The sequence below is a fragment of the Aquiflexum gelatinilyticum genome (genome assembly GCF_024741135.1).
Lineage (GTDB): Bacteria > Bacteroidota > Bacteroidia > Cytophagales > Cyclobacteriaceae > Cognataquiflexum > Cognataquiflexum gelatinilyticum.
In genome coordinates this window covers 1-25821 of record NZ_JANSUY010000002.1, presented here as the reverse complement: position 1 = coordinate 25821, position 25821 = coordinate 1, and the positions used below count along the sequence as shown (strand labels likewise).

22 protein-coding genes are annotated in these 25821 nt (G+C 40.7%); 16 read left to right on the top strand and 6 right to left on the bottom strand.

The genetic code is table 11. The features are described 5' to 3' along the window. Positions 1–30: 30 nt before the first annotated feature. Positions 31–453, bottom strand: coding sequence for a nucleoside-diphosphate kinase (locus tag NU887_RS03990; protein ID WP_113923648.1), 423 nt, complete (start codon positions 451–453; stop codon positions 31–33). Positions 454–640: 187 nt separating this feature from the next. Between NU887_RS03990 and NU887_RS03985 the strand changes: the two genes are divergently transcribed. From NU887_RS03985 to NU887_RS03970, 4 genes are read left to right on the top strand one after another with little or no spacing between them, the layout of a single operon-like run. Beyond that, positions 641–1681 carry a DHH family phosphoesterase gene (locus NU887_RS03985; RefSeq protein WP_258422073.1) on the top strand — a complete coding sequence of 347 codons (1041 nt, stop codon included), beginning with the start codon at positions 641–643 and terminating at the stop codon, positions 1679–1681. Then, a complete protein-coding gene (locus NU887_RS03980) occupies positions 1668–2606 on the top strand; it encodes an FKBP-type peptidyl-prolyl cis-trans isomerase (protein WP_258422072.1) in 939 nt (312 codons plus the stop codon). Before NU887_RS03985 ends, NU887_RS03980 begins: the two co-directional genes overlap by 14 nt. Before the next feature lie 4 nt (positions 2607–2610). Continuing rightward, complete coding sequence (locus NU887_RS03975; RefSeq protein WP_258422071.1) at positions 2611–3159, top strand: FKBP-type peptidyl-prolyl cis-trans isomerase; 549 nt, start codon at positions 2611–2613, stop codon at positions 3157–3159. 3 nt (positions 3160–3162) lie between these two features. Next, positions 3163–3711 (top strand): FKBP-type peptidyl-prolyl cis-trans isomerase, encoded by a 549-nt coding sequence (locus tag NU887_RS03970; RefSeq protein WP_258422070.1) that lies wholly within the window; start codon positions 3163–3165, stop codon positions 3709–3711. A 118-nt stretch (positions 3712–3829) separates the two neighbouring features. Here NU887_RS03970 and NU887_RS03965 read toward each other — a convergent pair whose 3' ends face one another. Then, on the bottom strand, positions 3830–4465 hold the full coding sequence (locus tag NU887_RS03965; protein WP_258422069.1) for a GDSL-type esterase/lipase family protein: 636 nt from the start codon (positions 4463–4465) through the stop codon (positions 3830–3832). Positions 4466–4555: 90 nt separating this feature from the next. Between NU887_RS03965 and NU887_RS03960 the strand changes: the two genes are divergently transcribed. Beyond that, complete coding sequence (locus tag NU887_RS03960; protein WP_258422068.1) at positions 4556–5395, top strand: UbiA prenyltransferase family protein; 840 nt, start codon at positions 4556–4558, stop codon at positions 5393–5395. 20 nt (positions 5396–5415) lie between these two features. Here the strand turns inward: NU887_RS03960 and NU887_RS03955 are convergent, their stop codons facing one another. Together NU887_RS03955 and NU887_RS03950 are read right to left on the bottom strand one after the other, a co-directional pair. Beyond that, positions 5416–6762 carry a neutral/alkaline non-lysosomal ceramidase N-terminal domain-containing protein gene (locus tag NU887_RS03955; protein ID WP_258422067.1) on the bottom strand — a complete coding sequence of 449 codons (1347 nt, stop codon included), beginning with the start codon at positions 6760–6762 and terminating at the stop codon, positions 5416–5418. Between the two features lie 38 nt (positions 6763–6800). Continuing rightward, a complete protein-coding gene (locus tag NU887_RS03950) occupies positions 6801–7964 on the bottom strand; it encodes an AIR synthase related protein (RefSeq protein WP_258422066.1) in 1164 nt (387 codons plus the stop codon). A 343-nt stretch (positions 7965–8307) separates the two neighbouring features. Here NU887_RS03950 and metK point away from each other — a divergent pair, with 343 nt between their 5' ends. The 3 genes from metK to NU887_RS03935 all read left to right on the top strand — a co-directional run bounded on the left by metK (position 8308) and on the right by NU887_RS03935 (position 10699). Then, positions 8308–9561 (top strand): methionine adenosyltransferase, encoded by a 1254-nt coding sequence (gene metK, locus NU887_RS03945; protein WP_258422065.1) that lies wholly within the window; start codon positions 8308–8310, stop codon positions 9559–9561. A gap of 117 nt (positions 9562–9678) precedes the next feature. Beyond that, a complete protein-coding gene (locus tag NU887_RS03940) occupies positions 9679–10176 on the top strand; it encodes a hypothetical protein (protein WP_258422064.1) in 498 nt (165 codons plus the stop codon). A gap of 4 nt (positions 10177–10180) precedes the next feature. Then, the gene (locus NU887_RS03935) at positions 10181–10699 is read left to right on the top strand and encodes a hypothetical protein (protein WP_258422063.1); all 519 of its coding nucleotides are present in this window, start codon (positions 10181–10183) and stop codon (positions 10697–10699) included. Between the two features lie 15 nt (positions 10700–10714). On the opposite strand, the gene NU887_RS03930 is transcribed toward NU887_RS03935, so the two are convergent. Continuing rightward, positions 10715–11701, bottom strand: a complete 987-nt coding sequence (locus NU887_RS03930) for a D-alanine--D-alanine ligase (RefSeq protein ID WP_258422062.1) — start codon at positions 11699–11701, stop codon at positions 10715–10717. A 152-nt stretch (positions 11702–11853) separates the two neighbouring features. Between NU887_RS03930 and NU887_RS03925 the strand changes: the two genes are divergently transcribed. The 7 genes from NU887_RS03925 (at position 11854) to NU887_RS03895 (ending at position 23465) form a co-directional block, all read left to right on the top strand. Continuing rightward, entirely contained in the window at positions 11854–12975 is a 1122-nt protein-coding gene (locus NU887_RS03925; protein WP_258422061.1) for a metallophosphoesterase, read from the top strand. A gap of 118 nt (positions 12976–13093) precedes the next feature. Continuing rightward, positions 13094–15265 carry a S9 family peptidase gene (locus NU887_RS03920; RefSeq protein WP_258422485.1) on the top strand — a complete coding sequence of 724 codons (2172 nt, stop codon included), beginning with the start codon at positions 13094–13096 and terminating at the stop codon, positions 15263–15265. Positions 15266–15578: 313 nt separating this feature from the next. After that, on the top strand, positions 15579–16385 hold the full coding sequence (locus NU887_RS03915; RefSeq protein ID WP_258422060.1) for an alpha/beta fold hydrolase: 807 nt from the start codon (positions 15579–15581) through the stop codon (positions 16383–16385). Positions 16386–16390: 5 nt separating this feature from the next. Further along, positions 16391–17482, top strand: coding sequence for an efflux RND transporter periplasmic adaptor subunit (locus NU887_RS03910; RefSeq protein WP_258422059.1), 1092 nt, complete (start codon positions 16391–16393; stop codon positions 17480–17482). Between the two features lie 3 nt (positions 17483–17485). Then, a complete protein-coding gene (locus tag NU887_RS03905) occupies positions 17486–20548 on the top strand; it encodes an efflux RND transporter permease subunit (RefSeq protein ID WP_258422058.1) in 3063 nt (1020 codons plus the stop codon). Continuing rightward, complete coding sequence (locus NU887_RS03900; RefSeq protein ID WP_258422057.1) at positions 20548–21897, top strand: TolC family protein; 1350 nt, start codon at positions 20548–20550, stop codon at positions 21895–21897. Before NU887_RS03905 ends, NU887_RS03900 begins: the two co-directional genes overlap by 1 nt. A gap of 167 nt (positions 21898–22064) precedes the next feature. Next, complete coding sequence (locus tag NU887_RS03895; protein WP_258422056.1) at positions 22065–23465, top strand: MltF family protein; 1401 nt, start codon at positions 22065–22067, stop codon at positions 23463–23465. On the opposite strand, the gene NU887_RS03890 is transcribed toward NU887_RS03895, so the two are convergent. Beyond that, entirely contained in the window at positions 23462–24175 is a 714-nt protein-coding gene (locus NU887_RS03890; protein ID WP_258422055.1) for an SAM-dependent methyltransferase, read from the bottom strand. The genes NU887_RS03895 and NU887_RS03890 overlap by 4 nt on opposite strands. Before the next feature lie 138 nt (positions 24176–24313). Between NU887_RS03890 and NU887_RS03885 the strand changes: the two genes are divergently transcribed. After that, positions 24314–25663 (top strand): amidohydrolase family protein, encoded by a 1350-nt coding sequence (locus tag NU887_RS03885; protein WP_258422054.1) that lies wholly within the window; start codon positions 24314–24316, stop codon positions 25661–25663. The last annotated feature ends 158 nt before the right edge of the window (positions 25664–25821 follow it).

The window sequence follows — 25821 nt, the reverse complement described above, 5'->3', positions numbered from 1 at the left end:
ATTCACTCGTTTTGCTCAAATGCAAAAGAATCAAAGAACTCTTTCAAATTGGCTGAAATAAAAATTCCCTTCAATTTGGGCATTTTCGTCTGAGTCAGAACCGTGTACGGCATTGGCTTCTATCGAAGTCGCAAACATTTTTCTGATGGTTCCCTCTGCAGCATTGGCAGGATTAGTGGCACCGATCAATGTTCTGAAGTCTTCTACAGCATTTTCTTTTTCCAATATTGCGGCAATGATAGGTCCTGAGGACATATACTTGCAAAGATCCGCATAGAACGGTCTTTCCTTGTGTACTTCATAAAATTTTCCGGCCAATTCAGGTGTCAGTTGTGTCGCTTTAAGCGCTACAATTTTGAATCCTGCCCCCTCAATCATTTTTAAAATTGCTCCGGAATTGCCGGCACCAAATGCGTCCGGCTTGATCATTGTGAAAGTTCTTTTACCTGCCATTGTAATTATTTTTGTAGGTTTAAATGTGGCTGCAAAAATACAGGAATTCATTGAATCTCCGAATAATGCTTGTAAAATCTATATTATCTGATTCAGATTTAGGCTTTTAGTGTCATTGGGATTTTTCAAAAATTATCCTGACCTTTGCGGACTATGTTCCTTTAGGGGAGTGTACAAAAGCAATCAAATGCGAGAATTAGAGTCATTTAAACATATAATTTCCTCACCCCAGAAAGTAGTCATTACCACCCACCACAAGCCTGATGCAGATGCATTGGGATCTTGTCTGGCAATGTCAAACTTCCTAATTAAGCTGGGGCATGAGGTTCAGGTGATTACTCCTTCTGATTATCCGTCTTTTCTTCATTGGATGAAGGGAAATGAAGATGTGATAAATTTTGAGGATAGGTCCAAAAGAGCAGAAGCTATTGGAATCATCCAAAAAGCCACTATGATTTTTTGTTTGGATTTCTCTTGTCCCAAGAGAATGCAGGATATGCAGTCATGGGTTGAAAGTTCCAATGCCTATAAAGTAAATATCGACCACCACCAAGATCCTAAGGATTTTGCTGATTTCAGGTATTGGAGCACTTCTGCTGCAGCCACCTGCGAATTGATCTATGAATTGATTGTGGCGATTGGGCACCGAGATTTGATTGACAAAGATATTGCAGAATGCCTCTATGCGGGGATCATGACGGATACCGGTGGTTTTAGGCATCCGAATACCACCAAAAACGTCCATTTGATCACGGCGGAGTTGATTGGGATAGGAGCAGACAATTCCAAAATTTCCAGACTGATTTATGATACCAATAGTGTCAACAGGTTGAAATTTATCGGATTTGCAATAACACGAAGGTTGACCATTATGCAGGATTTGCAAACAGCCTACTTTGCAATCAGCAAAAAAGATCTTAGAAAATATTCCTCCCAAACCGGAGATACTGAAGGCTTGGTCAATTATGCATTGTCATTAGATGGCATCAAGATTGCAGCACTTTTTACAGAGCGCGAAGATGGCATCAAAATCTCTTTTAGGTCCACCGAGGATATTGCAGTAAATAAATTCGCAGCATCTTACTTTGATGGGGGAGGACATAAAAATGCCTCAGGAGGAAAATCTCAACTGACCCTGCTAGAAACAACAGAAAAATTCGAAACACTCATAAAAGAAAACTATAATTCCCTATTTATTCAATCTGAACTCCTTCATGAAAAAAATTAATCTCTACTTATTGCCCGCCATAGTGATGGTGTTGGCTACCGGCTTGATGTCTTGTAAGAAAAAACAGACAACCTCTGATGGCATCGAGTATACTTACATCAAAGAGGGAGATGTTGCTCCCAAAAACGGGGAGTATATCCTTTACAATCTTATTGTAAAAACGGATAAAGACTCCACATTTATCTCTACATATGATCAAAACATGCCAGGTTATATTCTTTTCAATGACTCCTTACCAAAGGAAAGTGGAATGGATGAGATTTTTCTAAGTCTCAAAAAGGGAGACAGTATTGCTTTTGAAGCTAATTCTATGAAGGTATTTGGAGAGCAGAATATGCCTTTCTTCCTTGATAAAGAGAAAAATGTAAAAATCCAGATTGGAGTTGTAGATATCACTGACCAACAGGGCGTTGAAGCTTATTTCAATGCACTTCAGGAAGCTCAAATGAAGAAGCAGGCTGAAAATGCAGTGAAGCAGTTGGAAATTGATACCAAAATCATTGAGGATTATCTTGCTGAAAAAAATATTCAAGCTACCAAGACAGAATCAGGTCTTTACTACGTCATTGAAAAAGAAGGAACCGGTCCTGAAATAGAGTCAGGAGACTTGGCTTTTGTTCATTATGCGGGGTACTTATTGGACGGGACACTATTTGATTCAAGTATCAAAGAAATTGCCCAAGCTAACAATACCTATAATGAGCAAAGAGATGCGCAAGGTGGCTATGGTCCTTTGGAAGTTTCCGTAGGTCAAGGAAGGGTAATCCCGGGATGGGACGAAGGTCTTGCACTATTGAAGAAAGGGGACAAAGCTAAGTTCTTTATTCCTTCTACTCTTGCTTATGGAGATAGAGATTCAGGTGGTCCAATTAAAGCAAACTCTGTACTGATCTTCGACGTAGAAATCACAGACGTACAAAAATAAACATATGAAAAAAGCAGGCGCGTTATTATTATCATTGGTTTGGATATTTTCCTCTTGTGTTTCTGACGAGGAAAATGCCCAGATTATTTTTGACCAGGATATTCAGAAAATTGAAAAATACATAACGCAAAACCCAATTGCTTCTGTCAAGGAGGAAATAGATGGGGGGACAGGAATCAGGATATACTGGACTGAATTGTCAGGAAGTGGAGATAAGGTTTCTGTAGGAGACACGGTGTTTGTGAATTACACAGGAAAATTGCTTAGCAACTTGGTATTTGACACCTCTATCGAATCGATTGCCAAAGCGAATAACGTCTATGATGCGAATCGGACTTATGAGCCATTGGAATTTATAATCGGTTTGGGTATGGTAATTCCGGGTTTTGAATATGGTGTTTTCAACATTGAAAAAGGTGACAAAGCATCAGTGATTTTCCCATCATTATATGGTTACGGATCTCAAGCAAACGCCATCATTCCTCCAAATTCCCCATTAATTTTCGAAATTGAATTGGTAGATATCAAGGATAATCCTCTGGCAGACGACTGATAAATGAAAAATTTTAGAATTGTTTTATCCTTTCTTGTTGCCGTGTTGCTTGTAGCATCTTGTGGTACGCCCAGTCCTTTTGGTGGACCTGTGTATGATAGCGAAGGAAACCTTGCTATAGATAGGGTTAAAATCGATGACTTCTTGAGGACTGCTCCTATTGATAGTCTTTACAGAATCCATGACCCTACGGGGGTTGTCATTATTGTTCAGGAAGAAGGGACAGGGGCAAAGCCTGCAGCAGGTATGTTGGTTTATACCAACTACACAGGCAAATTATTGGACGGAACGGTATTCGATACCAACCTTGAGGATGTAGCGAGAGAAAATGACGTGTATGATCCCTCGAGGACTTATAGAATTTTCCAGTTTACCCTTGGTACATCCGAGACAATCCAAGGATTTAACCTTGGCTTCAGGCAAATGACAAGTGGGTCCAAAGGAGTGCTGATCATACCTTCTCCTTGGGCTTACCGAGACAGCGGAACGATTCCGGGTGTTCCTGCAAACTCCGTATTGATGTTTGAAGTGGAGTTCCTAGGAATGGATTAAAAATTCTAACCCCCCTAAAATCTTCCATTCGAAAGATTGATGAAAATATAAAACCCTCCCTTGGATGAATTTAAGGGAGGGTTTTTGTTTTCGCTTAACGAGAAAGTTTTGCGTGATTTTATTTGATTGCTTTGGCAACTTCTGCCGCCATGATTCCAAGCCCTTCTTTATTTGGGTGGATTCCGTCAGGAAGAAGTGGTGATTTGTCCAAAAGTGGGGTATATAAATCAATGATTTCTGATTTTGTTTTCTTGGCAATTTCCAAAAGCATCGGCCGCATTTCGTTTAGAATTACATCACCGTTGATATCAAAATTTCCTTGAAATACCGGAACAGGTAGACAAATGTAGACCTTGCCTGTTTTTGGCATTGATTTTTTGAAGGTCTCAATCATTTCAATAAAATCAGCAGTAAATTCCGCTTTGAATTTCCAGTTTTGAGGTTTTGAATCGTTAGTTCCTAGCTTGATGACTAGGATATCCGGCGCAAATGACTTGGTTTCCTCAAATTGGGGCTCGTTCCAAAAAGGATAATCTCCTTTCTTGAGTAAGGTCCTTCCGCTTACACCAAAGTTTTTAACATCATATTTGTCACCAAGAATTTTTTGCATCTGAAGTGGATAACTGTCAGGATTGTCTCTTCCGGGACCTTGGGTGATGCTATTTCCAACACATGCAACTTTGATTTTGGATTGAGCTGTAGCAGAAATACCGATTGAAAGCAATAGGATTGAAAGGAAAAGCAGATTTTTCATAGGTTGGATTTTTCTTTCAATTTAAAAAGTTTTGATTCTTTAAGATCTTTTGGAAAGAAAATTATGACAAGAGGATATCTTTAAAGCCAAATGGAGATTTTTAGGAAAATATTGCTTTATATCAATCTTCTTTCTCTGGATGTGGTTTTCGGTGCAATGGCCGGGATGCTGTTTTTTTCGGACCTTTTAGAAGTCAATATTGCAGGATCAGTCTACTTTCTTCTGGGACTGGCAGTTTGGAGTATTTATACTTTAGATCACCTGATGGATGCCCGGGGTGCTATCGGCAAACCCCAATCCCCTAGGCATCAACTTCACCAAAAATATCATCGGGTACTATCCGCTTTGGTCATTTGCTGTATCCTGATAGGGGCGTTCCTTTTTTTTAGGCTGACAGAAATGGAATTTATCCGTACCCTTGGAATATTGCTAGGAGTGGTAACGGTGTTTTGGATGGGATTCTTGAAAATTGCTGGACCAAAATATTCTTGGTTGAAAGAAATTTCCACAGCTTTGATTTACGTCTTGGGTATTTCATTTGCTCCAATTGCAAAAGTTGATTTTGAATTGATCGATATCAGCGTCTATGTTTTTGCATTTGTTTATTTCTTGGCAGCACTCGTCAATCTCTTGATGCTTTCTTATCAGGATGCCGAAGTAGATCAAAAAGATGGCTTTGGATCTGTGCTGGTATTGATCCCAAAAACCGCTTTAAAGAATCTCATCATAGTTTTGGGATTAACAGGGATCGGTGTCTTGGTAGTCTTTTCCGCGATTCTCCCATCCTATTATCACATCTCATCCATGATTTTGGGACTGATTATCGGTTATCACCTGATTTTATTTTTCTCCAAAAACCAAAGCAAAGATCAGATCAGAAGAAAATCAGAAGCATTGTTTCTGTTGCCGTTTTTGTTGCTTTTATTGTAAGGACAGATAGATTTTGATTTTTACTCTGCTGCTTTATCGATCATTTTCCTGATCATTTCATCAAAGTAAGCGCCGTTATAAGGACCGAACCAATTCATGTCCCGGACTTCATATAGCGGATAATTGTAATATTTATCCGGTGTGATATATCCGATATAGCCTCCATTAAAACATGTGATGATGAGATGAAATCCTTTTTCTGTGGCATAGTCTTCCCATTCCTTCATAAAAACTCCTGAAATTTCACCGCTTGAACTGATAAACAATGTTTTTCCGATTTGCACGATGTCAAAATGGGCATTGGTATCACCAAATACTGAATTAAAAATCCAAGGCCGGATGCGGACTTTTTCACTGATCCTAAAATGCGCTTTTCTGAGGCCAACCGGCAAATTTCCAACCTTGAGGTTTGGCTCCTCTACAGGAAATACTTCATGGATATTTTCAGAAAGATTTCTGTTTAGTGCCAAGGCATATGATTCGACATCATTTGTTTGATTTCCAGTGGCTACAGGCCGATGGCTTCCTACTGTACCCGCCGCAAAAAGCGAAAAGTCATATTCTCCTTTCTCCATTAATTTGGTCAGGTAGTTGGGATAATCTCCTGATAAACCCATGAATTTTGAATTCAAAATAGTCGGATGGGCACTGTATGTCAGGATTGTTCCTTTTTTCCCATTTCGCTTTTCGAATATCAATTGCCTGATATAGGGATCGATTGGGTCTTCTGCGATCAGCCTGTTGGCGACAAGTGTATCCGCTTTGGTTTTCCTAAAGTAAACTTCCACAGTGTCTCTGCTAGCCATGGCCGATTTTAATCCTTCCAAGGTTTTGGCTTCCAGGAATTTGACGATTTTATCATCATAGCCTCCAAAAGCCAATTTTCCAATAAGCCCCGGAATATGTCCGCCAATACCACTGTGAGTATGGGTTGCGGTAAAATATACATAGTCCAATGCCAATCCTGAATCACTGATTGCCTGATTGATTCTTCCCTGTAGGTAAGGATGAACGATCATTAATTCGAAATTCAAAAATGCGACAGTAGATTTTCCGTTACTAATGACCATCGCTTTGACAAAACTGCTGTCCAGCACAAACTCATACCTTCCCCTTGGTTTATATCCTACCAATTTTGCCGGAGAAGTAGGTGTTGCATTGACAGATGACCAGCCTGCAAGCCATATTTCGCCTTCTGAAGATTCAAAATTCAGGGAATCAAGGCGGGCTACAGTCTCCTGATAATACTCCATCTCTTTGAAATCACGCCAATCTATCCTCGTCAAAGTAGCCAAAGCTAAAAACACAACAATACCAAAAGTCCAACCAAAAACTCTGAAAATCCTTTGGGCGATTGGTCTTGGCATATTGTAAAGGGATATTTTTTTAACTTGCTTTTTTTTATTTAATATTCAAAAGTGCCATGGGTACCTTGCACGGTTACTTTTTTACCATCATGTGGTAAAACCCGGCCTATAATTTTGGCTTCAACACCCAATCCTTCGGCGATGTCTATTACCTCTTCGGCATACCTTTCTTCAAGATAAACCTCCATTCTGTGTCCCATGTTGAATACTTTGTACATTTCTTTCCAGTCTGTACCGCTTTCTTCCTGGATGATTTTGAAAAGTGGCGGGGTATCAAACAGATTGTCTTTGACCACATGCACATTGTCTACAAAATGTAGAACCTTAGTCTGCGCTCCTCCGCTGCAATGTACTATGCCATGGATGTTTGGCCTTAAGTATTTCAACACATCGACCATGATAGGCGCATAGGTACGGGTAGGAGAAAGGACCAATTTACCCATATCAACTGAAAGCCCGGGAGCAGGATCTGTCAGGTTATATTTACCGGTATAGACCAAATCGGCAGGGACAGAAGGATCAAAACTCTCAGGATATTTGCTTTTCAATAGTTTGTTGAAAACATCGTGCCTTGCGGAAGTTAGGCCGTTGCTTCCCATTCCGCCGTTATAAAAATCTTCATACGTAGCATGCCCAAAGGAGGCCAATCCCACCACCACATCTCCGGGCCGGATTTTGTCATTGGAGATGACATCTTCCCTTTTCATCCTACAAGTCACCGTACTGTCTACGATTACCGTTCGGACAAGATCCCCTACATCTGCCGTTTCCCCTCCTGTCAGGACCACATTCACACCGTGGTCACGGAGCATCTGCAAGACTTCCTCGGTACCGTTGATGATGGCTGAAATTACCTCACCGGGAATCAGATTCTTGTTTCTCCCGATCGTCGATGATACCAAGATGTTGTTGACTGCACCGACACAAAGCAGGTCATCGGTATTCATGATGATGGCATCTTGGGCGATGCCTTTCCATACACTCAGATCCCCTGTTTCTTTCCAATACATGTAAGCCAAGGAGGATTTTGTACCCGCCCCGTCAGCATGCATGATGTTGCAAAAGTCAGGGTCATTGCCAAGAGTGTCTTCCACTATTTTGCAGAAAGCCTTTGGAAAAAGTCCTTTGTCCAATTTGGAAATGGCCTGATGTACATCTTCTTTGGAGGCAGATACGCCCCTTTGCATATACCTTTCGTTCATTGAGAATTTGGGAATTGGTTGTATTGGGCAAAGTTAAGGATTCCAACGGGATTGAGGGATGGAAAAACAGGAAGATTGAGGATCGATCATCCAATTTTATTGAAATTGGCTCTCTATGTTCAGCTCTATACCTTTATTCTTATTTGTCCCAAAAAATTAAAAATTGTTCTTTTCTAACTTCCAATTCATTCTAAATGATATTAAAAGCTGAAATTGGGATAATTTAGGTTCATTTGGATAATCTTACCTTTCAATAGCCATAACCGCCCGTTTCCGATTTTTTATTTCCCTATGAAACCTTATTTTTACGACCCAATTGAAAACGCTTTAAATATTTTCCCATATGCCATATTTATTTACATCCGAATCTGTGTCTGAAGGTCATCCTGACAAAGTTGCTGATCAGATTTCGGACGCCTTGATCGATAATTTTTTAGCATTCGACCCAAATTCTAAAGTTGCTTGTGAAACATTGGTGACTACAGGTCAGGTTGTGCTTGCAGGGGAAGTAAAATCGGAAATCTATCTTGATGTTCAAAAAATAGCTCGAGACGTCATCAACAGAATCGGTTATACCAAAGGTGAATACATGTTTGACGGAAACTCATGCGGAGTTCTTTCAGCAATCCACGAGCAGTCTCCCGATATCAATCAGGGAGTGGAAAGAGCAAATCCTGAAGAACAGGGTGCCGGGGACCAAGGAATGATGTTTGGCTATGCTACTAAAGAAACAGATAATTTCATGCCTTTGGCACTTGATCTTTCGCATAGGATATTGAAGGAATTGGCAGCACTTAGAAGGGAAAACAAAGAAATTGCTTACCTACGACCAGATGCCAAATCCCAGGTCACTATCGAATATGGAGATGATAACCAGCCTTTGCGCATCGATGCCATCGTAGTTTCGACCCAGCATGATGACTTTGATGAGGAACCTGCAATGTTGGCTAAGATCAAGGAAGACATGATCAAAATCTTGATTCCTAGAGTAAAATCGCAGTTGAAGCCTGAGATTCAGGCTTTGTTCACCGATCAGATTATCTACCATATTAACCCAACAGGGAAGTTTGTCATCGGAGGCCCACACGGAGATACCGGATTGACCGGAAGGAAGATTATCGTGGATACCTATGGAGGGAAAGGTGCACATGGAGGCGGTGCTTTTTCTGGAAAAGACCCATCCAAAGTCGACCGTTCGGCAGCTTATGCCACTAGACATATTGCCAAAAATATGGTGGCAGCGGGTGTAGCGGAGGAGGTTTTGGTGCAGGTATCTTACGCCATCGGTGTAGCCAAACCAATGGGGATCTATGTGAACACCTACGGAACTTCCAAAGTAGGTATGAGCGATGGGGAAATTGCCAAAAAAATCGAGGGCATCTTTGACATGAGACCTTATGCTATAGAACAAAGATTGAAGCTTCGAAATCCGATATATGAAGAAACCGCTGCATATGGCCACATGGGAAGGGAATATGAAAAAGTTTTCAAAACCTTTAAAAACCCGTATGGGGAGGCAAAAACCCTAGAGGTGGAATTGTTTACCTGGGAAAAGCTTGATTTTGTGGATAAGATCAAAAAAGAGTTTGGAATATAGGAAGAAGCGGCTTTAGGGCCGCTTTTTTTTGTTGGATGATGGGTGAAATTTCCCGTTTTTCGGCCAAACTTAATTTGAGTCTATTCGTTGATGCTGTTATTCTTAGAAGTTTCACCCATGAAATCAATCTCAGTTTTTCTCCTATTATTATTTGTTAACAATAATATCCAAGCCCAAAACAATCCAAGGATTTCTTATCGGGAGAATTTATTCGGTAACCATGTTTACCTTGCAGATGGCGAAAAGGTAAAGGCCTCAGAAATCGAAAAAATTATGGGTGCTTTTCCTGAGGATGCTGAGGCATTTTCCAAAGCCAATCAAAAAATGGCAGTCGGTGAAACCCTTAGATTGGGAGGATGGATTTTGGCTGCAGGTTCTCTGGTATATTTGTTTTCAGGCGATTTTACCCAACAGCGAGTGCTTATTTCGGGAGGAATGATGTTGGGAGCAGCGACAATTACGACCATTGCATTTCCTATGAAAAGAAATGGCAAAAGGGAAACTTCCGATGCGATTGAAATTTATAACTATAAAGCAGTAAGGGGAATTGGTGACCGACCCTCCCTCCAATTTAAACTATCGCCCTTGGCTGCAGGCTTAACCCTCAATTTCTGAACTTATGAAAAAATTATCCTTTGCTTTGCTTTTGGTATGTCTTGTTTCCGAAGTATATGGTCAGGAGCCCTTTTTAAGGATTGATTACAGGCAAACTTTTTTGGGGGATAGAATCGATATTTTGGATGGACCCAAAGTGCTGAACAAAGAGGAAGTGTACCGATTGATGCAGACCCAACCCGAAGCATTTGAGACATATCAAATGGCCTTGAAAAAGCAGAAAACCGGCAAATTGCTGGATGGAGGTGCATTTTTAACTTCCATGGGGGTAATTGCTTTGAGTTTCATTCCTCCTCAATCAGCATCCTATTCAACGAGAAACAATCTTTTGTTACCATTGGCGATTGCCACTGTAGGAATTGGGATTGCTTCAGGATTTTATAGGAGAAGCAGTAGAAATCTGACAAGGGAAGCAGTGGATTTGTATAATTTTTCGGAAAAAAAGCCAGATCCCATTTACTTTGATGATGGGCTGACCTATTACACCATCCCTGATTTTGTTGGTTTTCAGATCCGTTTTTGAGTTCCAAAAGGAAGTTCAGGAAAACATTTCCTCGATCAGCGCATTGTAAAAATCCTTGACATCGATTCCTAATGCACGCACTTGCTGGGAGATCAGGCTGGTTTCTGTCTGACCCGGAACCGTATTGATTTCAATGAAATAAAACTTACCTGTTTCAGATTCCAGAAAATAATCAATCCTGACTGCCCCTTTGCAGTTCAATTTTTGATATACTTTTTCGATGATCCGGTTTACCCTTTCCACTTCTTCCGTAGTCATTCTTCCTGGGGTAATTTCTTCGCAAACTCCAGGTGAATATTTGGCCTCAAAATCAAAAAATTCCTTACTGCTGATGATCTCTGTAGCAGGAAGGACAGTAGTGATCCCTCTTGACCGATATACACCAATCGAAAATTCCCTTCCTGAAACAAATTCTTCTACCAATACCTGCGAATCCTCTGCAAATGCCTTATCCAAAGCTTCTTGAAGTTCATTCGGTTCTTTGACTTTGCTCATTCCGATACTTGAACCTCCGTTGTTTGGCTTGATAAATAGTGGCAACCTTAGCTCTTTCAAAATGCGGGTGATATTTTCCGAATTGTTGTCAAACAATTGGATAGACCTTGCAACAAACAATTCATCAATGTCTTGTACTATTGCTTTGGTGTAGCCTTTGTTCATCGTGATGGCAGAGGTCAGCGCGTCACAGGTGGTGTAGGGTAAGCCAATCATGTCAAAATATCCAGCCAACTTTCCATCTTCTCCCGGTGAACCGTGAAGGATATTGAATACCCCGTCAAATTTTATTTTTTGATCTTGGAGAATGATGGAAAAATCATTGAGGTCGACGGGAATTTTTTCACCCGCGGCTGTTTCATGATACCAATTTCCCGGATAGATTATGATCTTGAAGATATCATATAAGCTTCGGTCTAGAGTTTTTTCAACCACCGCTGCGCTTTTTAAGGATATGACAGATTCTCCGGTAAATCCTCCGGTCACTAAGGCAATTTTTTTCTTCATGGCATGTAAAAGTAAAAATCAATCTGCATTAATCATTGCTTGGCATAAAAAAATAGGAGTCAAAATTGTGGATTGAGATTTTTTGTATTCGGTGAATTTGGCTAATAAATGTTATATTCAATCTTCGCTTTTCATTGCAAATATGTTAATTGATGGAAACAGCAAATTATTCCAAACTAAGTCTTCATAAAATGTTTTATAAGATTTGGATTCTGATCCTATTATGCTTTGCATTTCCAAAAATCATATTTGCCCAAGAAGGAAAAACCACCATTTCAGAGGGACCCTATATTTACCTTCAGGGGGACCAGTTTAAAGCCAAGTGGGTAAAAAATGGGGAAATGAGAACCGCAGAAAACCTCAGCACCGACTTCTTAGAAAGAGAATTTGGTTTTGGGTTAAGTCCTGAAATATTTCAAAAAACCATGGGATCTGTTCCTAATTTTGATCAGGAATATGAAAACATACCCAACTTCGCGGTAATCTCTGATATCCATGGACAATATCCCTTGATGGTCGAACTTTTGAAAAACCACGGGATCATCGATGGAAACATGAATTGGGCATTTGGCAAAGCCCACTTGGTCATCAACGGTGACATACTAGGACGTGGAGATATGGTGACAGAGGTTCTTTGGCTTGCTTATAAACTCGCATATCAGGCTGAAAAGTCCGGGGGGAAAGTTCATTTTTTATTGGGGAACCATGAATTGATGGTAAAGACAGGTGATTTTAGATACTTGAATGAAAAATATGTCGCCGCATCAAAGATCATGGGGATAAATCCTGCTGAATTATATTCGGATAATTCAGTATTGGGAAATTGGTTGAAAAAAAGGCCTGCAATTATAAAAATTGATGATTTTCTCATTACCCATGCTGGGATTTCTCCACAATTTCTTAAGCGGAAATTAAATGTTGAAAAAGTAAATAAGGTGTTTTTTGAAGAGGTCCTGTCTCCACAACCTACCGCAAGCCGGAACACCAAAAGCCTCATTAGATTTTTGACCGGCGAAGAAGGGCCTATTTGGTATCGTGGCTATTTTATTGAATTCTCTGTTTCCAATAAAAATCTGGATGATATACTGGCCTTTTTTGAATCAAAGCATATCGTTGTTGGCCATACCTCGCTCGAAGCCATCACTCCACTTTTTGATGGTAGGGTCATTGGAGTGGATTCAAGTATAAAAGACGGAAGAGGAGGAGAAATATTGATTGTAGAAAACGGTGTAAAATACAGGGGTAGGGTAAACGGCAGCAGAGAAATTCTCTGATTTTTTGCTTGATCCGATTTCAAATCTTCAGTTTGGTCCTCCCGGTAACGTAAAATTTTTTTCCGGTTATGTCGCTTTTTTATACTTTTAAACCCCACAATAGACATAGAAATTTATGATGAGAATTAAGTTGGTTTCTTTTTTGGCATTTTTCCTGGTTTGTAACTTTGAGACATTTGCCCAACAAAAAGTCACCCTAGAGGATGTTTTTAAGAACAATACCTTTTCCCAAAAGTCAGTTCAGGGGATCAATTGGATGAAAGATGGCCAATTTTACAGCAAGCTTCAAAGGGGTCAGGCAGGTCCAAAAGTGGTGAAGGTCAATGTAGCCACAGGTGAGGAAACGGCAATATTGATTGATGGAGAATCATTAGGGGTGAATTTTTCAACTTATTCTTTTAATGCCGATGAATCAAAAGCACTGATCGCTTCTGATGTAGAAAGTATCTACAGGAGGTCAAGCAAGGGAATTTATCATGTAGTTGATCTAGAAAAAGGCACTGCTCAAAAGCTCCTCAATGGTGAAAAAATCATGTACGCCACACTTTCTCCGGAAAATGACAAAGTCGCTTTTGTCAAAGACAATAATCTTTTTGTCATAGAATTGTCTTCAGACCAACTTACCCAAATCACCGACGACGGAAATTGGAACCACGTGATCAATGGCGCAGCAGATTGGGTTTATGAAGAGGAATTCTCGATGTCAAAGGCTTTTGCTTGGTCACCAGATGGGCAAAAAATTGCTTTTATCCGATTTGACGAGTCTGAAGTTCCTGAATTCAACATGCAGCTTTGGGGTAAATTATACCCTCAGGATTACAAATTCAAGTACCCAAAGGCAGGTGAATCCAATGCCAAAGTCAGTATCCATTTTTATGACCTTACCAGTAAAAAAACAGTGAAAGCCGATACCGGCACCGAGACAGACATTTATCTGCCTAGGATATATTGGACTGGGGAAGCTAATACATTGGCATTTTTGAGGGTGAATAGATTGCAAAACCAGATTGACTTATTATATGCCGATGCTCAAACAGGTCAGAGCAAAGTCGTCCTGGAAGAAAAATCAGAGACTTACGTCGATCTCAATTACAATGATGACCTGAGGTTTTTGGAAGATAATAAAGGTTTTATAAGGACTTCCGAACATGATGGATTCAAACATATTTACCATCATGATAACCAAGGTAACCTCATCCGGCAGATTACCTCAGGCAGATGGGAAGTGACCAATCTGGTCGGCGTAGACGAGAAAGGAAAAAAAATCTACTATATCTCAACCGAGGCGTCACCACTGGAGAGAAATCTCTATGTAATCAGCTTAGATGGTAAAAACAAAAAAATCCTGACTCCTGAAAAAGGTACTTATTCAGTCAACATGAGTAAAGATTTCAAATATTTCATAGCCAATTTTTCAAATTCGACAACCCCGCTAAAAGTGACTTTGAACGAAGCATCCGGTAAACTTCTCAAAGTTCTCGAAGATAATCAGGAGCTAAAATCAAAGCTATCGACTTTTGCAATGTCAGGTAAGGAGTTTTTCAGTTTCAATACAGTGGATGGTACTCCATTGAATGGGTATATGATCAAGCCGGCGGATTTTGATCCAAACAAGAAATATCCTGTCCTGATGTATGTGTATGGAGGACCAGGTTCCCAAAATGTGACTAATGCATGGGGTGGAACAAGGGACTTTTGGCATCATCATCTTGCCGCAGAAGGATACATTGTGGCTTGTGTAGACAACAGAGGAACAGGTGCGCGAGGCAGAGACTTCAAGCATTCTACCTATGCGAATCTTGGTAAACTGGAAACTGAGGACCAAATCGCCGGAGCCAAGTACTTAGGTTCACTTCCCTTTATTGATAAATCGAGGATAGGAATCTGGGGTTGGTCATATGGAGGCTATATGTCCTCTCTTGCATTGATGAAAGGAAATGATGTTTTCAAAGCAGCCATTGCGGTCGCTCCTGTGACGACTTGGCGGTATTATGACACTATTTATACAGAGCGGTATCTCCAGACGCCTCAGCAAAATGCCGCCGGATATGATGACAACAGCCCGATCACCCATGTGGACAAACTGAAGGGAAATCTGCTGCTTATTCATGGAACAGGAGATGACAATGTGCATTACCAAAATGCAGTAGATCTTGTCGATGCATTAATCAAAGCTGACAAACAGTTTGAAACGATGTATTATCCCAACCGGAATCACGGGATTTCGGGAGGCAATACATCATGGCATTTGTATTCCCTGATGACAGATTTTATCAGAAGAAAGCTCTAAATAGAATCAATTTTGAGCTTAAGAAAGGTTGATACAATTTTGTAGATTTTTCAGAAAAGAAAAGACGAATAAATTGGTTTTTACCAATCATTGGCTTTTTCCAGTTTTCATTGAATATAATTGTGATGCCAATCAGCAATAGGGCCAAGGCAAAAAACACCTTGGTCCGGGTTCTTAGTCGAATTAACCATTAATCGACTTCAATAGCCATCCGTGTTTATTTTGTTTTTTACGCCAAATAATGGCCTTAGCTTTCGGGTTCGGAACTTAATTCAACCTGTTCGGTTATTACTTGGTCAAGATGAAAAACAGTATGTTGTATTACAAAACTTACAGGCATTCTACCAGTAACGAATGGGTGGTATTCATTCATGGGGCCGGAGGCTCGTCCTCAATTTGGCACAAACAAATCAGGGAATTCAAACAGGAATTCAATCTTTTGCTCATTGACCTGCGAGGCCATGGTAAATCCGCTGAATCCATAAGAAATATCTGGAAGGAAGAATACACCTTTCCGGCGGTGACAAAAGACATCATTGAAGTCCTTGATCATCTTAATTTGCCACCGGCACATGTAATGGGAGTTTCTTTAGGGACTATTTTGGCAAGGCAATTGGCAGAAATGGAACCCCGCCGGGTAAAGTCCCTGATCATGGCAGGAGCTATTACTAGGCTGAACTTCACCTCTCAAATTCTGGTGACTTTAGGCAATACATTCAAAAGCGTGGTTCCTTACATGTGGCTATATAGCTTGTTTGCCTGGATCATAATGCCAAGAAGGCACCATGCCGAGTCCCGAAATTTGTTCATCAATGAGGCAAAAAGACTTTGCCAAAAGGAATTTATCAGGTGGTTTAAATTGACCAAGGACATCAATCCCCTGTTGAAATTTTTCAAAGAAAAAGACCTTTCGATCCCTACGCTTTACGTCATGGGTGAGGAGGATATTATGTTTCTCGAAGCAGTAAAAAAAATCGTTAAAGAGCATAAACTTTCTATTCTCAATATTGTCAAATCATGCGGCCATGTAGTCAATGTCGAACAGCCGGAAGTTTTTAATCAATTGTCGCTCCAGTTTCTAAGAAATCAACAACCAGCCTTAAATGGATTTTCAGATTAAATAGAATGAAAAAACAAACCAAAACCGTTTTAATTATAGCCATAATACTAGTATTGGCAGTGATTTTTATTTACCCAAGGTGGGATCAGATTATGGGAAATACCAAAGAGGTAGCCTCTTCCTCCCAGCCAGGTGGACCGCAGGGGTCTGGTCAGCCCATCCCGGTCAATGTAGTTGAAATCCGTCCGGAAAGACTGGAGAACAACCTCAGCGTCACGGGTACCATTATTCCCAATGAGAGTGTAAACTTAAGGGCCGAAATATCAGGCTTGGTAAAAAAGATTTCCTTCAATGAAGGGCAGTTTGTAAAAAAAGGAACACCGCTTATTTATCTCAATGACGATGAACTGAATGCCCAATACCAAAGACTTGACTTCACCAGGAAGCTTTTCCAAAGTCAGGAAAACAGGCAAAAGCAACTTCTGGCCAAGGAGGCAATCAGTCAGGAAGAATACGATATTGTCCTTAACCAGTTCAATACCAACCTTTCAGACATCAAATTGGTAGAGGCACAGTTGACAAAAACAGTGATCCGAGCTCCTTTTGACGGGGTTTTGGGTTTGAGGATGATTTCAGAAGGAAGTGTCATCGGACCATCAGATGTCATAGCAAATATTGTCAATATTGACCCGATCAAAATCGAGTTTTCCATTCCTGAGCGCTATGCAAACCAAGTGAGCGTCGGTTCAAAAATTATCTTTTCCAATGAATCAGAAGGAAAGGATGTTGAAGGAACGGTATTTGCCTTTGAGCCTACAATTGACACCGGAACACGAACCTTAAAAATCAGAGCGCAAAGCCCAAACCGAGAGCGTAAGTTTTTGCCGGGAATGTTTGTAAGGATCAAATATATCCTCGGTGTTGAAGAAAATGCATTGATGGTTCCTGCGGAATCTGTCATTCCTGAACTTGCAGGATATAAAGTGTTTATTGTCAACCAAGAAAGTAAAATTGAGGAAAGAAAGGTATCTATCGGAACACGTACGGAGAGTTTTGTACAGATTGTTGATGGATTGAAAGAAGGTGACTTGGTATTGAGCACCGGAGTATTGCAAGTGAGAACAGGAATGCCTGTCACTTACACTAAAATCAATTAGAAGATGGCTAGTTTATCAAGTATCAGTATCAGCAGACCTGTTCTTGCCATAGTAATGTCATTAACAATAATGCTATTTGGGATTATTGGGATCAGTTTCTTGGGTATTAGGGAGTTTCCAAGCGTCGATCCACCAATTATCAATGTAAGGACGACTTATGTAGGTGCCAATGCAGATGTTATTGAAGCCCAGATCACCGAGCCTTTAGAAGAAGCCATCAACGGTATCGCCGGTATCAAATCGCTGACTTCAACAAGTAATGATGGTACAAGTAATATTACTGTGGAATTTGATGTAGGAGCTGACCTTGAAGCTGCTGCCAATGACGTTAGAGATAAGGTTTCGGGTGCCCAAAGAAACTTACCTCCAGATACCGAACCTCCGGTAGTTTCCAAGGCGGATTCTGATTCACAGCCGATTGTCTTTTTGGCTGTACAGAGTGCGACAAGAAACCTATTGGACCTATCGGATATTGCTTCCAATATTTTTAAGGAAAGGTTACAGACCATTCCCGGAGTGAGTACCGTACAGATTTGGGGAGAAAAAAGGTATGCAATCCGTCTCCGGATGGATCCCTTAAAAATGGCTTCCTATGGTGTGACACCACTTGATGTACTGAATAAGGTTCAGAGCGAAAACGTCGAATTGCCTTCCGGAAGAATTGAAGGAGAGGCCATCGAACTTTCTGTCAGGACTAAAAGCAGGCTGAGCACGCCTCAAGAATTTAATTCCTTGATCATCAAAGAGGACCAAAACAACATCGTCAGATTTCAAGATATTGGAGCTGCTGAGATGTCGGCTTTAAACGAACGGACTGTACTCAAAAGAGACGGTGTGCCCATGGTTGGGGTAGTGTTGGTACCGCTTCCCGGATCCAATAATATTGAGATCGTAGATGAGTTTTACAAAAGACTTGAAACTATCAAGAAAGATTTGCCAAGTGATATCAGGGTCGATATTGGTTTTGATTCCACCACTTTTATCAGAAGCTCTATCAAAGAGGTTCAGGAAACTATTTTTATTGCCTTCATACTTGTGGTGTCGATTATATTCTTGTTTCTGAGAGATTGGAGGACAACTTTCATTCCGGTTTTGACCATTCCCATTTCGTTGATTGGGGTGTTTTTTATTATGTATTTGATGGATTTCTCCATCAATGTGCTCACACTTTTGGGTATTGTATTATCTATCGGACTTGTCGTAGATGACGCCATTGTCGTACTTGAAAATATTTATTCCAGAATTGAAAAGGGCGAAAATCCCGATACGGCAGCAGCAAAAGGTTCTGAGGAGATTTTCTTTGCAGTTATTGCCACCACAGTTGCCCTTGCAGCGGTATTCCTTCCTGTTATTTTCTTGACAGGTACTACCGGTAGACTCTTTAGGGAATTTGGAATCGTGGTAGCAGGAGCGGTCATTATTTCCTCGTTTGTCGCATTGACCATGACCCCAATGCTAAGTGCCAAGCTTTTGAAAAAAAGAGAAAAGCATAATGCCTTTTACAATTGGACAGAGCCCTTCTTTGTCTGGCTTAACAATCTTTATGAAGGCGCATTGGATAAGTTCATGAAAGTGAGATGGAGTGCATTTGCCGTTATCATCGTCATGGTGTTTGGGATTTATTATTTCTTCAAAGTTATCCCTACTGAATTGGCACCTGTGGAGGATAGGGGTGAAATGAGGGTCAATATTTCCGGTCCTGAAGGAGCGACGTTTGGATACATGGACAAAGTCCTCGATGAAATGACAGCTGATTTTATGAATCAGATTCCTGAAGAAGAAAGAGCAGGAATTACAACAGTCACCTCACCGGGTTTTGGAACCTCTAGTACCAATTCGGGTTTTCTTAGATTGATTTTGGTTGATGCAGCAGATAGAGAGAGAAGCCAAATGGAAGTTTTTGGTCAGGTATCCGGAATGATCAAAAAATATACAGCAGTACGGGCTTTTGTCACCCAACCGCAATCAATCGGTGACAGGAGAGGTGGATTGCCTGTGCAATACGTCATCCAAGCTCCAACCTTGGAAAAATTGAAAGAAGTCATTCCCACTTTTATGGAAAAAGCCGGTCAGAGTCCTGTATTCAGTTTTTCCGATATCAACCTGAAGTTTACAAAACCTGAAATCGAAGTTGAAATCAATAGAGAAAAGGCAAGAAATGTAGGTGTTTCTGTTCAGGAAATAGCCAGGACGCTTCAACTATCCTACTCAGGTCAAAGGTTTGCCTACTTTATCATGAATGGGAAACAATATCAGGTAGTAGGTGAAATGCAGCTCGCTGACAGGAATGAACCTATCAATTTGAGAATGCTTTATGTAAGGGCTGATAATGGCCAACTGATCCAACTGGACAACTTGGTCACCATCAAAGAAAAAAGTACTCCGCCACAATTATACCGTTTCAACAGATTTGTAAGTGCAACTGTTTCTGCGGGATTGGCTGATGGATATACCATAGGAGCTGGTCTTGATGAAATGGACAGAATAGCTGGAGAGGTCTTAGACGATACTTACAGCACTGATGTATCGGGTCTTTCCAAGGAATTCAGGGAGAGTTCAAACAGTTTGATCTTCGCATTCCTTTTTGCATTGGTGTTGATTTATCTGGTCCTTTCTGCTCAGTTTGAAAGTTTCATGGATCCGCTCACGATTATGTTCACCGTACCATTGGCATTGTTTGGTGCCTTGTTCTCCTTATGGATATTTGATTTTACATTAAATATTTTCAGCCAGATAGGTATCATCATGCTCATAGGTTTAGTGACTAAAAATGGAATCTTGATCGTGGAATTTGCCAACCAGCGAAAAGCTCAAGGTATGTCTATAGATGAATCAATCATTGGAGCATCTGCTGCCAGGTTCAGACCGATTTTGATGACGAGTTTGTCCACTATTTTGGGTATCCTGCCGATAGCCTTGGCTCTTGGAGCAGGTGCAGAAAGCAGGGTTCCTATGGGAGTTGCTGTCATCGGTGGATTGGCATTTTCAACGATACTGACACTATTTATTATCCCGGCCATTTATACCTATTTAACATCCAAGAAAGGAAGATTAGCAAGAGTCTAATGAGAAAGTTACTTTTATTATTGGTGCTCAGTACTTGGGCAACGTTTTCTCTGTTTGCACAAGATGGAGAAATACTTGATTTGGAAAAAGCAGTTTTGATGGGTCTGGAGAAGAATTATGGGATCAAGATAGCTGCAAACAATGTGGTGATTGCCGAAAGGGACGTAAAAATTGGTATTGGAAGTTTCTTTATGCCAGTCATAGATGCCAATGCCATCCGATCTTTCAGTAACGAGGATGTTGAGCAGACTTTTGTTACCAATCCCGATAATCCTACCAGGATTGATGGTGCAAAATCCAATACCGAAAACTATTCAATTGTTGGTTTTTACGGTTTTCGGCCTGAAACAATTTATACCCTCAAGAGATTGGGAGTCATGGCCGATATGAGTGATCTCCAAGCAAAAGTTTTGGTAGAAAACACTGTTGCCGCAATTTCAAATGCGTACTTTAGGTTGGTACTCGAATCTCAGCGTTACAATGTGTTGAGAACGACACTTGATCTCTCTCAGGCCAGATTGGATATTGCCAAGGCAAGGTATGAACTTGGTGGCGCCGGTAGGAGTGATTTCCTTACAGCGCAGGTCGATTACAATGCTGATTCGTCCTTGTTGACCAATCAGGAATTGATTATAAAAAATGCCAAAATCAATATCAATGAATTGTTGGCCTTACCCCCTTCTACCAATTTTGTGGTCAATGATACGATTGTGATTGAAACACATTTGGGATTGGAAGAGCTAATGGAAAATGCTGCCATGAACAACAAACTGTTCCTTTTGGCCCAAAGACAAGAAAATGATGCATTTCTTGCGCTTAAGGAAACACAGGCATTGAGACTTCCTACCATTAACCTAAACGGTGCATACAATAACAACACACTCAAATCAGAGGCGGGGTTCTTGCTTCAAAACCAGAGGCAAGGATTTAATTATGGAGCCACACTGTCTTTGAATATATTCACAGGTTTTACGGTCAATAGAAGAATCCAAAATGCCAAAGTCCAAAAACTGAATGCTGAACTTGCAGTAAAGGATATGGAGATCATGATGAATTCAGATATCCAACGGGCCTACAATACTTACCTTACCAATAAAGAGCTCCTAGAGATTGAATACGTCAATTATAAGGTAGCCACAGAGAATGCCGACATTGCTTTGGAAAGGTTCAGGTTAGGTATTTCCGACTACCTTCAATTCAGGGATGCACAGCTCAATTTATTGACTGCAGAAAACAGGTTGTTGACGGCAATATTTAACATCAAAGAAATGGAAATTGAGTTGATGAGGCTTTCCGGAAGGATTTTTTTCCAAGAAGGGAAAGAAAATTTTCAATTAACCATTGATTAATCGATTTGAATATAAATAATTGAAAATCAGAGTTATATGACACCAATGATTTTTCATTGGTGTTTTTTTATGCAAAAAAATGTATTTCATAACGCAATAAATTTGGTATGTAATTTGCTTTGAACGATCTTTGTATAAACCAAAGTCCTGAAAGGGACACAAATGGAATGAAGAAGACAGGAATCAATTTACTGTTTTTGATAATATTTACGATTTTTGGGTTTCAATGTACCCTATTTGAAAGAACCGAGACAGAGGTTAGTTTTTGGGATAATCCCGTTCAGTTGGATTTGGATGAAATCATAAAAAGAGGCTACATCAGGGCTGTTGTCGATAATTCTTCCACCAGTTATTATATCTACAGGGGGAGAAGGATGGGTTATGAGTTTGAAATGCTGAAGTCCTTGGCATCTTCTCTTGGAGTGAGACTTCATCTCATTGTCAAATCGGATATAGAAGAAGCATTTTATTTATTAAACAAGGGAAAGGCAGACATCGTTGCAATGAACCTTGCTGTCAACGAGGACAGGAAAAAATTTGCTTCATTCACTGCACCGATTGGAAGTATGGGTACTGTCCTGGTCCAAAAGGATGGCCCTTCCAAAGTAAAAGACCCAAAGGATTTGAATGGAAAGGTAGTATACATCCAAAAAGACGCTATTTTTAAATCACAATTATGTTCTCTTCAAAATGACCTTGGGATTACACTTTCTGTATTGGAGGAAAAAGGAAGCAGTGATTTCCTTGTAAATAAAGTAAACAAGGGGGAAATCGAATTCACTGTGGTGGATAAGGTAGTCGCCATGGTAAATGAAACCTATTACAATGACCTTGATATAGATGTGGAGATCAGTTCCAAGGCCGATGTTGCTTGGGCAATCAGAAAAAATGCACCAAATCTTGAAAATGAAGTCAATCAGTGGATTGAGAAAAAAAATAAATCCGGATATATCAGGACTTTGTATGCCAAGTATTTTCAAAATTCTAAAAATCATTATTTCAGGGCAAACAGTTCTTTTTCTTCACTAGGTGGCAATAAAATCTCCCAATACGATGACCTGATCAAAAAGGGAGCAGAAAACCTAGGTTGGGATTGGAGAATGTTAGCCTCGTTGGTGTATAAAGAGTCGGGGTTTGATACAACAGCCACCTCCTATGCAGGTGCCACAGGCTTGTTGCAGTTGATGCCGGTAACCTTGGAGCGCTTTGGCGTTGAAAATCCCAACGACCCTGTTCAAAGCTTAATGGGAGGGGTAAACTACCTTAAATACCTAGATAAGTTTTGGAAGGAAAAAGTGCCCGAAAGCAATGAAAGGATCAAGTTTATCCTTTCCTCTTACAATGTCGGTCATGGTCACGTTCTTGATGCATGGAACCTAACATTAAAGTATGGCGGCAATAACAAAAGCTGGAAGAATGTTGCCCATTACCTGACTTTAAAGTCTGACCCACAATACTACAAAGACCCCGTTGTCAGAAGCGGATATGCTAAAGGACACCTAGCTGTGTCATATGTAGAAGATATTTTGACACTTTACGACTCCTATAGGGTGTTGATAGAACCTTAATTTCCAGCGTAAAGAACAAACACTACAGGAATTTTGTGCAGGTCCAGTTGGGATTTTCTCCACTCCGAAACAGGTTTGGTTAGGATCATTTCATCTGGACCTGTCACATTTTTTGCAATACATAACTTCGTATCTGGATTAAGTGTATTCTTTAAATCTTCCATGAGGTGATTGTTGCGAAAAGGCGTTTCCATAAAGATCTGAGTCCTGTTGTTTTTTGCAGATTCAGTTTCCAGGTTTTTAATCGCAAGAATCCTGTCCTTCTTCTCGATTGGCAAATAACCATGAAATGCAAATGACTGTCCGTTGAATCCTGAACCCATCAAAGCCAAAAACATTGAACTTGGCCCAGAAAGCGGAACAACTTTTATACCCTTGGCATGGGCGTAGGCTGCTGCTGCCGAACCCGGATCCGCGATCCCTGGACAGCCAGCTTCTGACATTACCCCAACATCCTGTCCTGAAAACAAAGGTTTCATAATTCTCTCCAATTCAGCGCCTTTGGTGCTTTTATCGAGAATTTCAAATTTTAAATCCTCAATGGTAATTCCAAGTCTAAGACTGCTGATATACCGTCTTGCTGTACGGACATTTTCAACCAAAAAATAACTTAGATTCTTCACAGTTTCTTTTACCTGGGGGCTGATGACCTTGTCAGCAGTGTTTTCTGCAAGGACAGTTGGGATCAAAAACAGTTTTCCTTTGCTCATAATTTTTGGGAGTCTATCAACAAAGATGGGGAAAAACTTAAAACTGACTACCAAGGCCTTCATTTCATTTACATGGTTGGCAATTTTTAAACCGATTTTATTCTCTAAATTTTAAACGTCAACCTATCCGAATTTAGAATGAGAACAATGATTTCGAATAAAGCCAAATGGGCTGTAACCCTTTTGCTTTTTGTTTCCTTTGCTGTCCAATCTCAAAATATCAAAGCCCTCGTCGGAGGAACTATGATTGACGGCTTTGGTGGTCCGCCTCTCCGAAATTCGGTGATCATTATCGAAAATGACCGGATCAAAGAAATCGGGCAGGTGGGAACCTTGGCGATTCCAAGCGGAGCCGAGGTGATTTCCACTGAAGGAATGTCAGTCCTTCCCGGACTTTGGGACATGCATGTGCACCTGATGCTCAACGGGCACAGCAATTATACCCATTGGGACAGTACCTATATCGATATCTTTGAGTCTGTCATCATGCCGTCTTCAGCACACCAATTGCTGATGGCGGGAGTCACAAGTGCCCGTGAACTTGGAGCACCACTTGAAGCCAGTATCAATGTCAGAGACAGGATCAATAAAGGAGAAATCCCCGGGCCGACAGTGTATGTGTCAGGACCTTTTATTCAAAAAAAGCCATATCCAAGAACAGAGGAATTCCGATGGGGAGTAAATGGGGTTCAGGACGCACGGAACAAAGTCAAAATACTGGTTGATGCAGGTGTCGATGTCATCAAGCTGATCGATCAGGACGAGATGACTTTTGAGGAAGCCAAAGCAGTAGTTGATGAAGCGCATAAATATGGCAAACCTGTCGTTGGGCATTCGCATCGGCCTGACGAAATCAGGGTTGGATTGAAAATCGGGATTGATTGTTTTGAACATACAGGACTTTCCTCTGCTCCAGAATATCCTGAGGACATCATAGCCATGATCAAAGAGCGGACTGCCAAGATGAACATGGGACCTTTGTTTTGGACACCTACTGTGGAAGGTCTTTACAACTACGAGTATATGCGCAATAATCCCGAAAAGCTTGATGACCCCTCTTGGCACCTGGATTTGCCAGACTCGATCATTAGAGATATCAGGGCTTCCTTGCGGTATCCTGGAAGGATGCCATATTTTCAGTTGACACCTGTTCGCAAGCCGACATTGGAGAAAAAAATCAACCAACTCAAAGATGCCGGGGTGGTCATGATGATCGGAACAGATTCGGGTATTCCCATGAAATTTCATAGCCAAAGTACATGGAATGAGTTGGATGTGTGGGTCAATGAATTTGGATTTGACCCGATGCTGACCATCAAAGCCGCTACTTATTGGCCGGCAGTTTCAATGCGCGTTGACCAAGATTACGGGACCATCAGTGAAGGAAAATATGCCGATATCATCGCTGTTCGCGGGGATGTTTTGCGCTACATCAGCTTACTCCAAAATGTAGATATGGTGATCAAGCATGGGAAGAGAGTGAAATAAGGAATCAGTTCACAGTCGATAGTCCACAGATGCTCGTTTTGAACTTCAGACCAAATTTTGGATAGACAGGATTTTTGGCAAATGTTAAACAAAAAAATTATTGAAATTTTATCAGATCTAATGGTCAAAAATAGTTGGTAAAACACCTTCTAACAGTC

Excerpts from the sequence above, each read along its gene's own strand:
- NU887_RS03890 (WP_258422055.1), bottom strand. The coding sequence starts at position 24,175 with ATGAGCAAAGGAAAACTGTTTTTGATCCCAACTGTCCTTGCAGAAAAC.
- NU887_RS03980 (WP_258422072.1), top strand. The coding sequence starts at position 1,668 with ATGAAAAAAATTAATCTCTACTTATTGCCCGCCATAGTGATGGTGTTG.
- NU887_RS03915 (WP_258422060.1), top strand. The coding sequence starts at position 15,579 with ATGTTGTATTACAAAACTTACAGGCATTCTACCAGTAACGAATGGGTG.
- NU887_RS03950 (WP_258422066.1), bottom strand. The coding sequence starts at position 7,964 with ATGAACGAAAGGTATATGCAAAGGGGCGTATCTGCCTCCAAAGAAGAT.
- NU887_RS03930 (WP_258422062.1), bottom strand. The coding sequence starts at position 11,701 with ATGAAGAAAAAAATTGCCTTAGTGACCGGAGGATTTACCGGAGAATCT.
- NU887_RS03940 (WP_258422064.1), top strand. The coding sequence starts at position 9,679 with ATGAAATCAATCTCAGTTTTTCTCCTATTATTATTTGTTAACAATAAT.
- NU887_RS03965 (WP_258422069.1), bottom strand. The coding sequence starts at position 4,465 with ATGAAAAATCTGCTTTTCCTTTCAATCCTATTGCTTTCAATCGGTATT.
- NU887_RS03885 (WP_258422054.1), top strand. The coding sequence starts at position 24,314 with ATGAGAACAATGATTTCGAATAAAGCCAAATGGGCTGTAACCCTTTTG.
- NU887_RS03900 (WP_258422057.1), top strand. The coding sequence starts at position 20,548 with ATGAGAAAGTTACTTTTATTATTGGTGCTCAGTACTTGGGCAACGTTT.
- metK (WP_258422065.1), top strand. The coding sequence starts at position 8,308 with ATGCCATATTTATTTACATCCGAATCTGTGTCTGAAGGTCATCCTGAC.
- NU887_RS03960 (WP_258422068.1), top strand. The coding sequence starts at position 4,556 with ATGGAGATTTTTAGGAAAATATTGCTTTATATCAATCTTCTTTCTCTG.
- NU887_RS03925 (WP_258422061.1), top strand. The coding sequence starts at position 11,854 with ATGGAAACAGCAAATTATTCCAAACTAAGTCTTCATAAAATGTTTTAT.
- NU887_RS03955 (WP_258422067.1), bottom strand. The coding sequence starts at position 6,762 with ATGCCAAGACCAATCGCCCAAAGGATTTTCAGAGTTTTTGGTTGGACT.
- NU887_RS03895 (WP_258422056.1), top strand. The coding sequence starts at position 22,065 with ATGAAGAAGACAGGAATCAATTTACTGTTTTTGATAATATTTACGATT.
- NU887_RS03910 (WP_258422059.1), top strand. The coding sequence starts at position 16,391 with ATGAAAAAACAAACCAAAACCGTTTTAATTATAGCCATAATACTAGTA.
- NU887_RS03990 (WP_113923648.1), bottom strand. The coding sequence starts at position 453 with ATGGCAGGTAAAAGAACTTTCACAATGATCAAGCCGGACGCATTTGGT.
- NU887_RS03985 (WP_258422073.1), top strand. The coding sequence starts at position 641 with ATGCGAGAATTAGAGTCATTTAAACATATAATTTCCTCACCCCAGAAA.
- NU887_RS03920 (WP_258422485.1), top strand. The coding sequence starts at position 13,094 with ATGAGAATTAAGTTGGTTTCTTTTTTGGCATTTTTCCTGGTTTGTAAC.
- NU887_RS03935 (WP_258422063.1), top strand. The coding sequence starts at position 10,181 with ATGAAAAAATTATCCTTTGCTTTGCTTTTGGTATGTCTTGTTTCCGAA.
- NU887_RS03975 (WP_258422071.1), top strand. The coding sequence starts at position 2,611 with ATGAAAAAAGCAGGCGCGTTATTATTATCATTGGTTTGGATATTTTCC.
- NU887_RS03905 (WP_258422058.1), top strand. The coding sequence starts at position 17,486 with ATGGCTAGTTTATCAAGTATCAGTATCAGCAGACCTGTTCTTGCCATA.
- NU887_RS03970 (WP_258422070.1), top strand. The coding sequence starts at position 3,163 with ATGAAAAATTTTAGAATTGTTTTATCCTTTCTTGTTGCCGTGTTGCTT.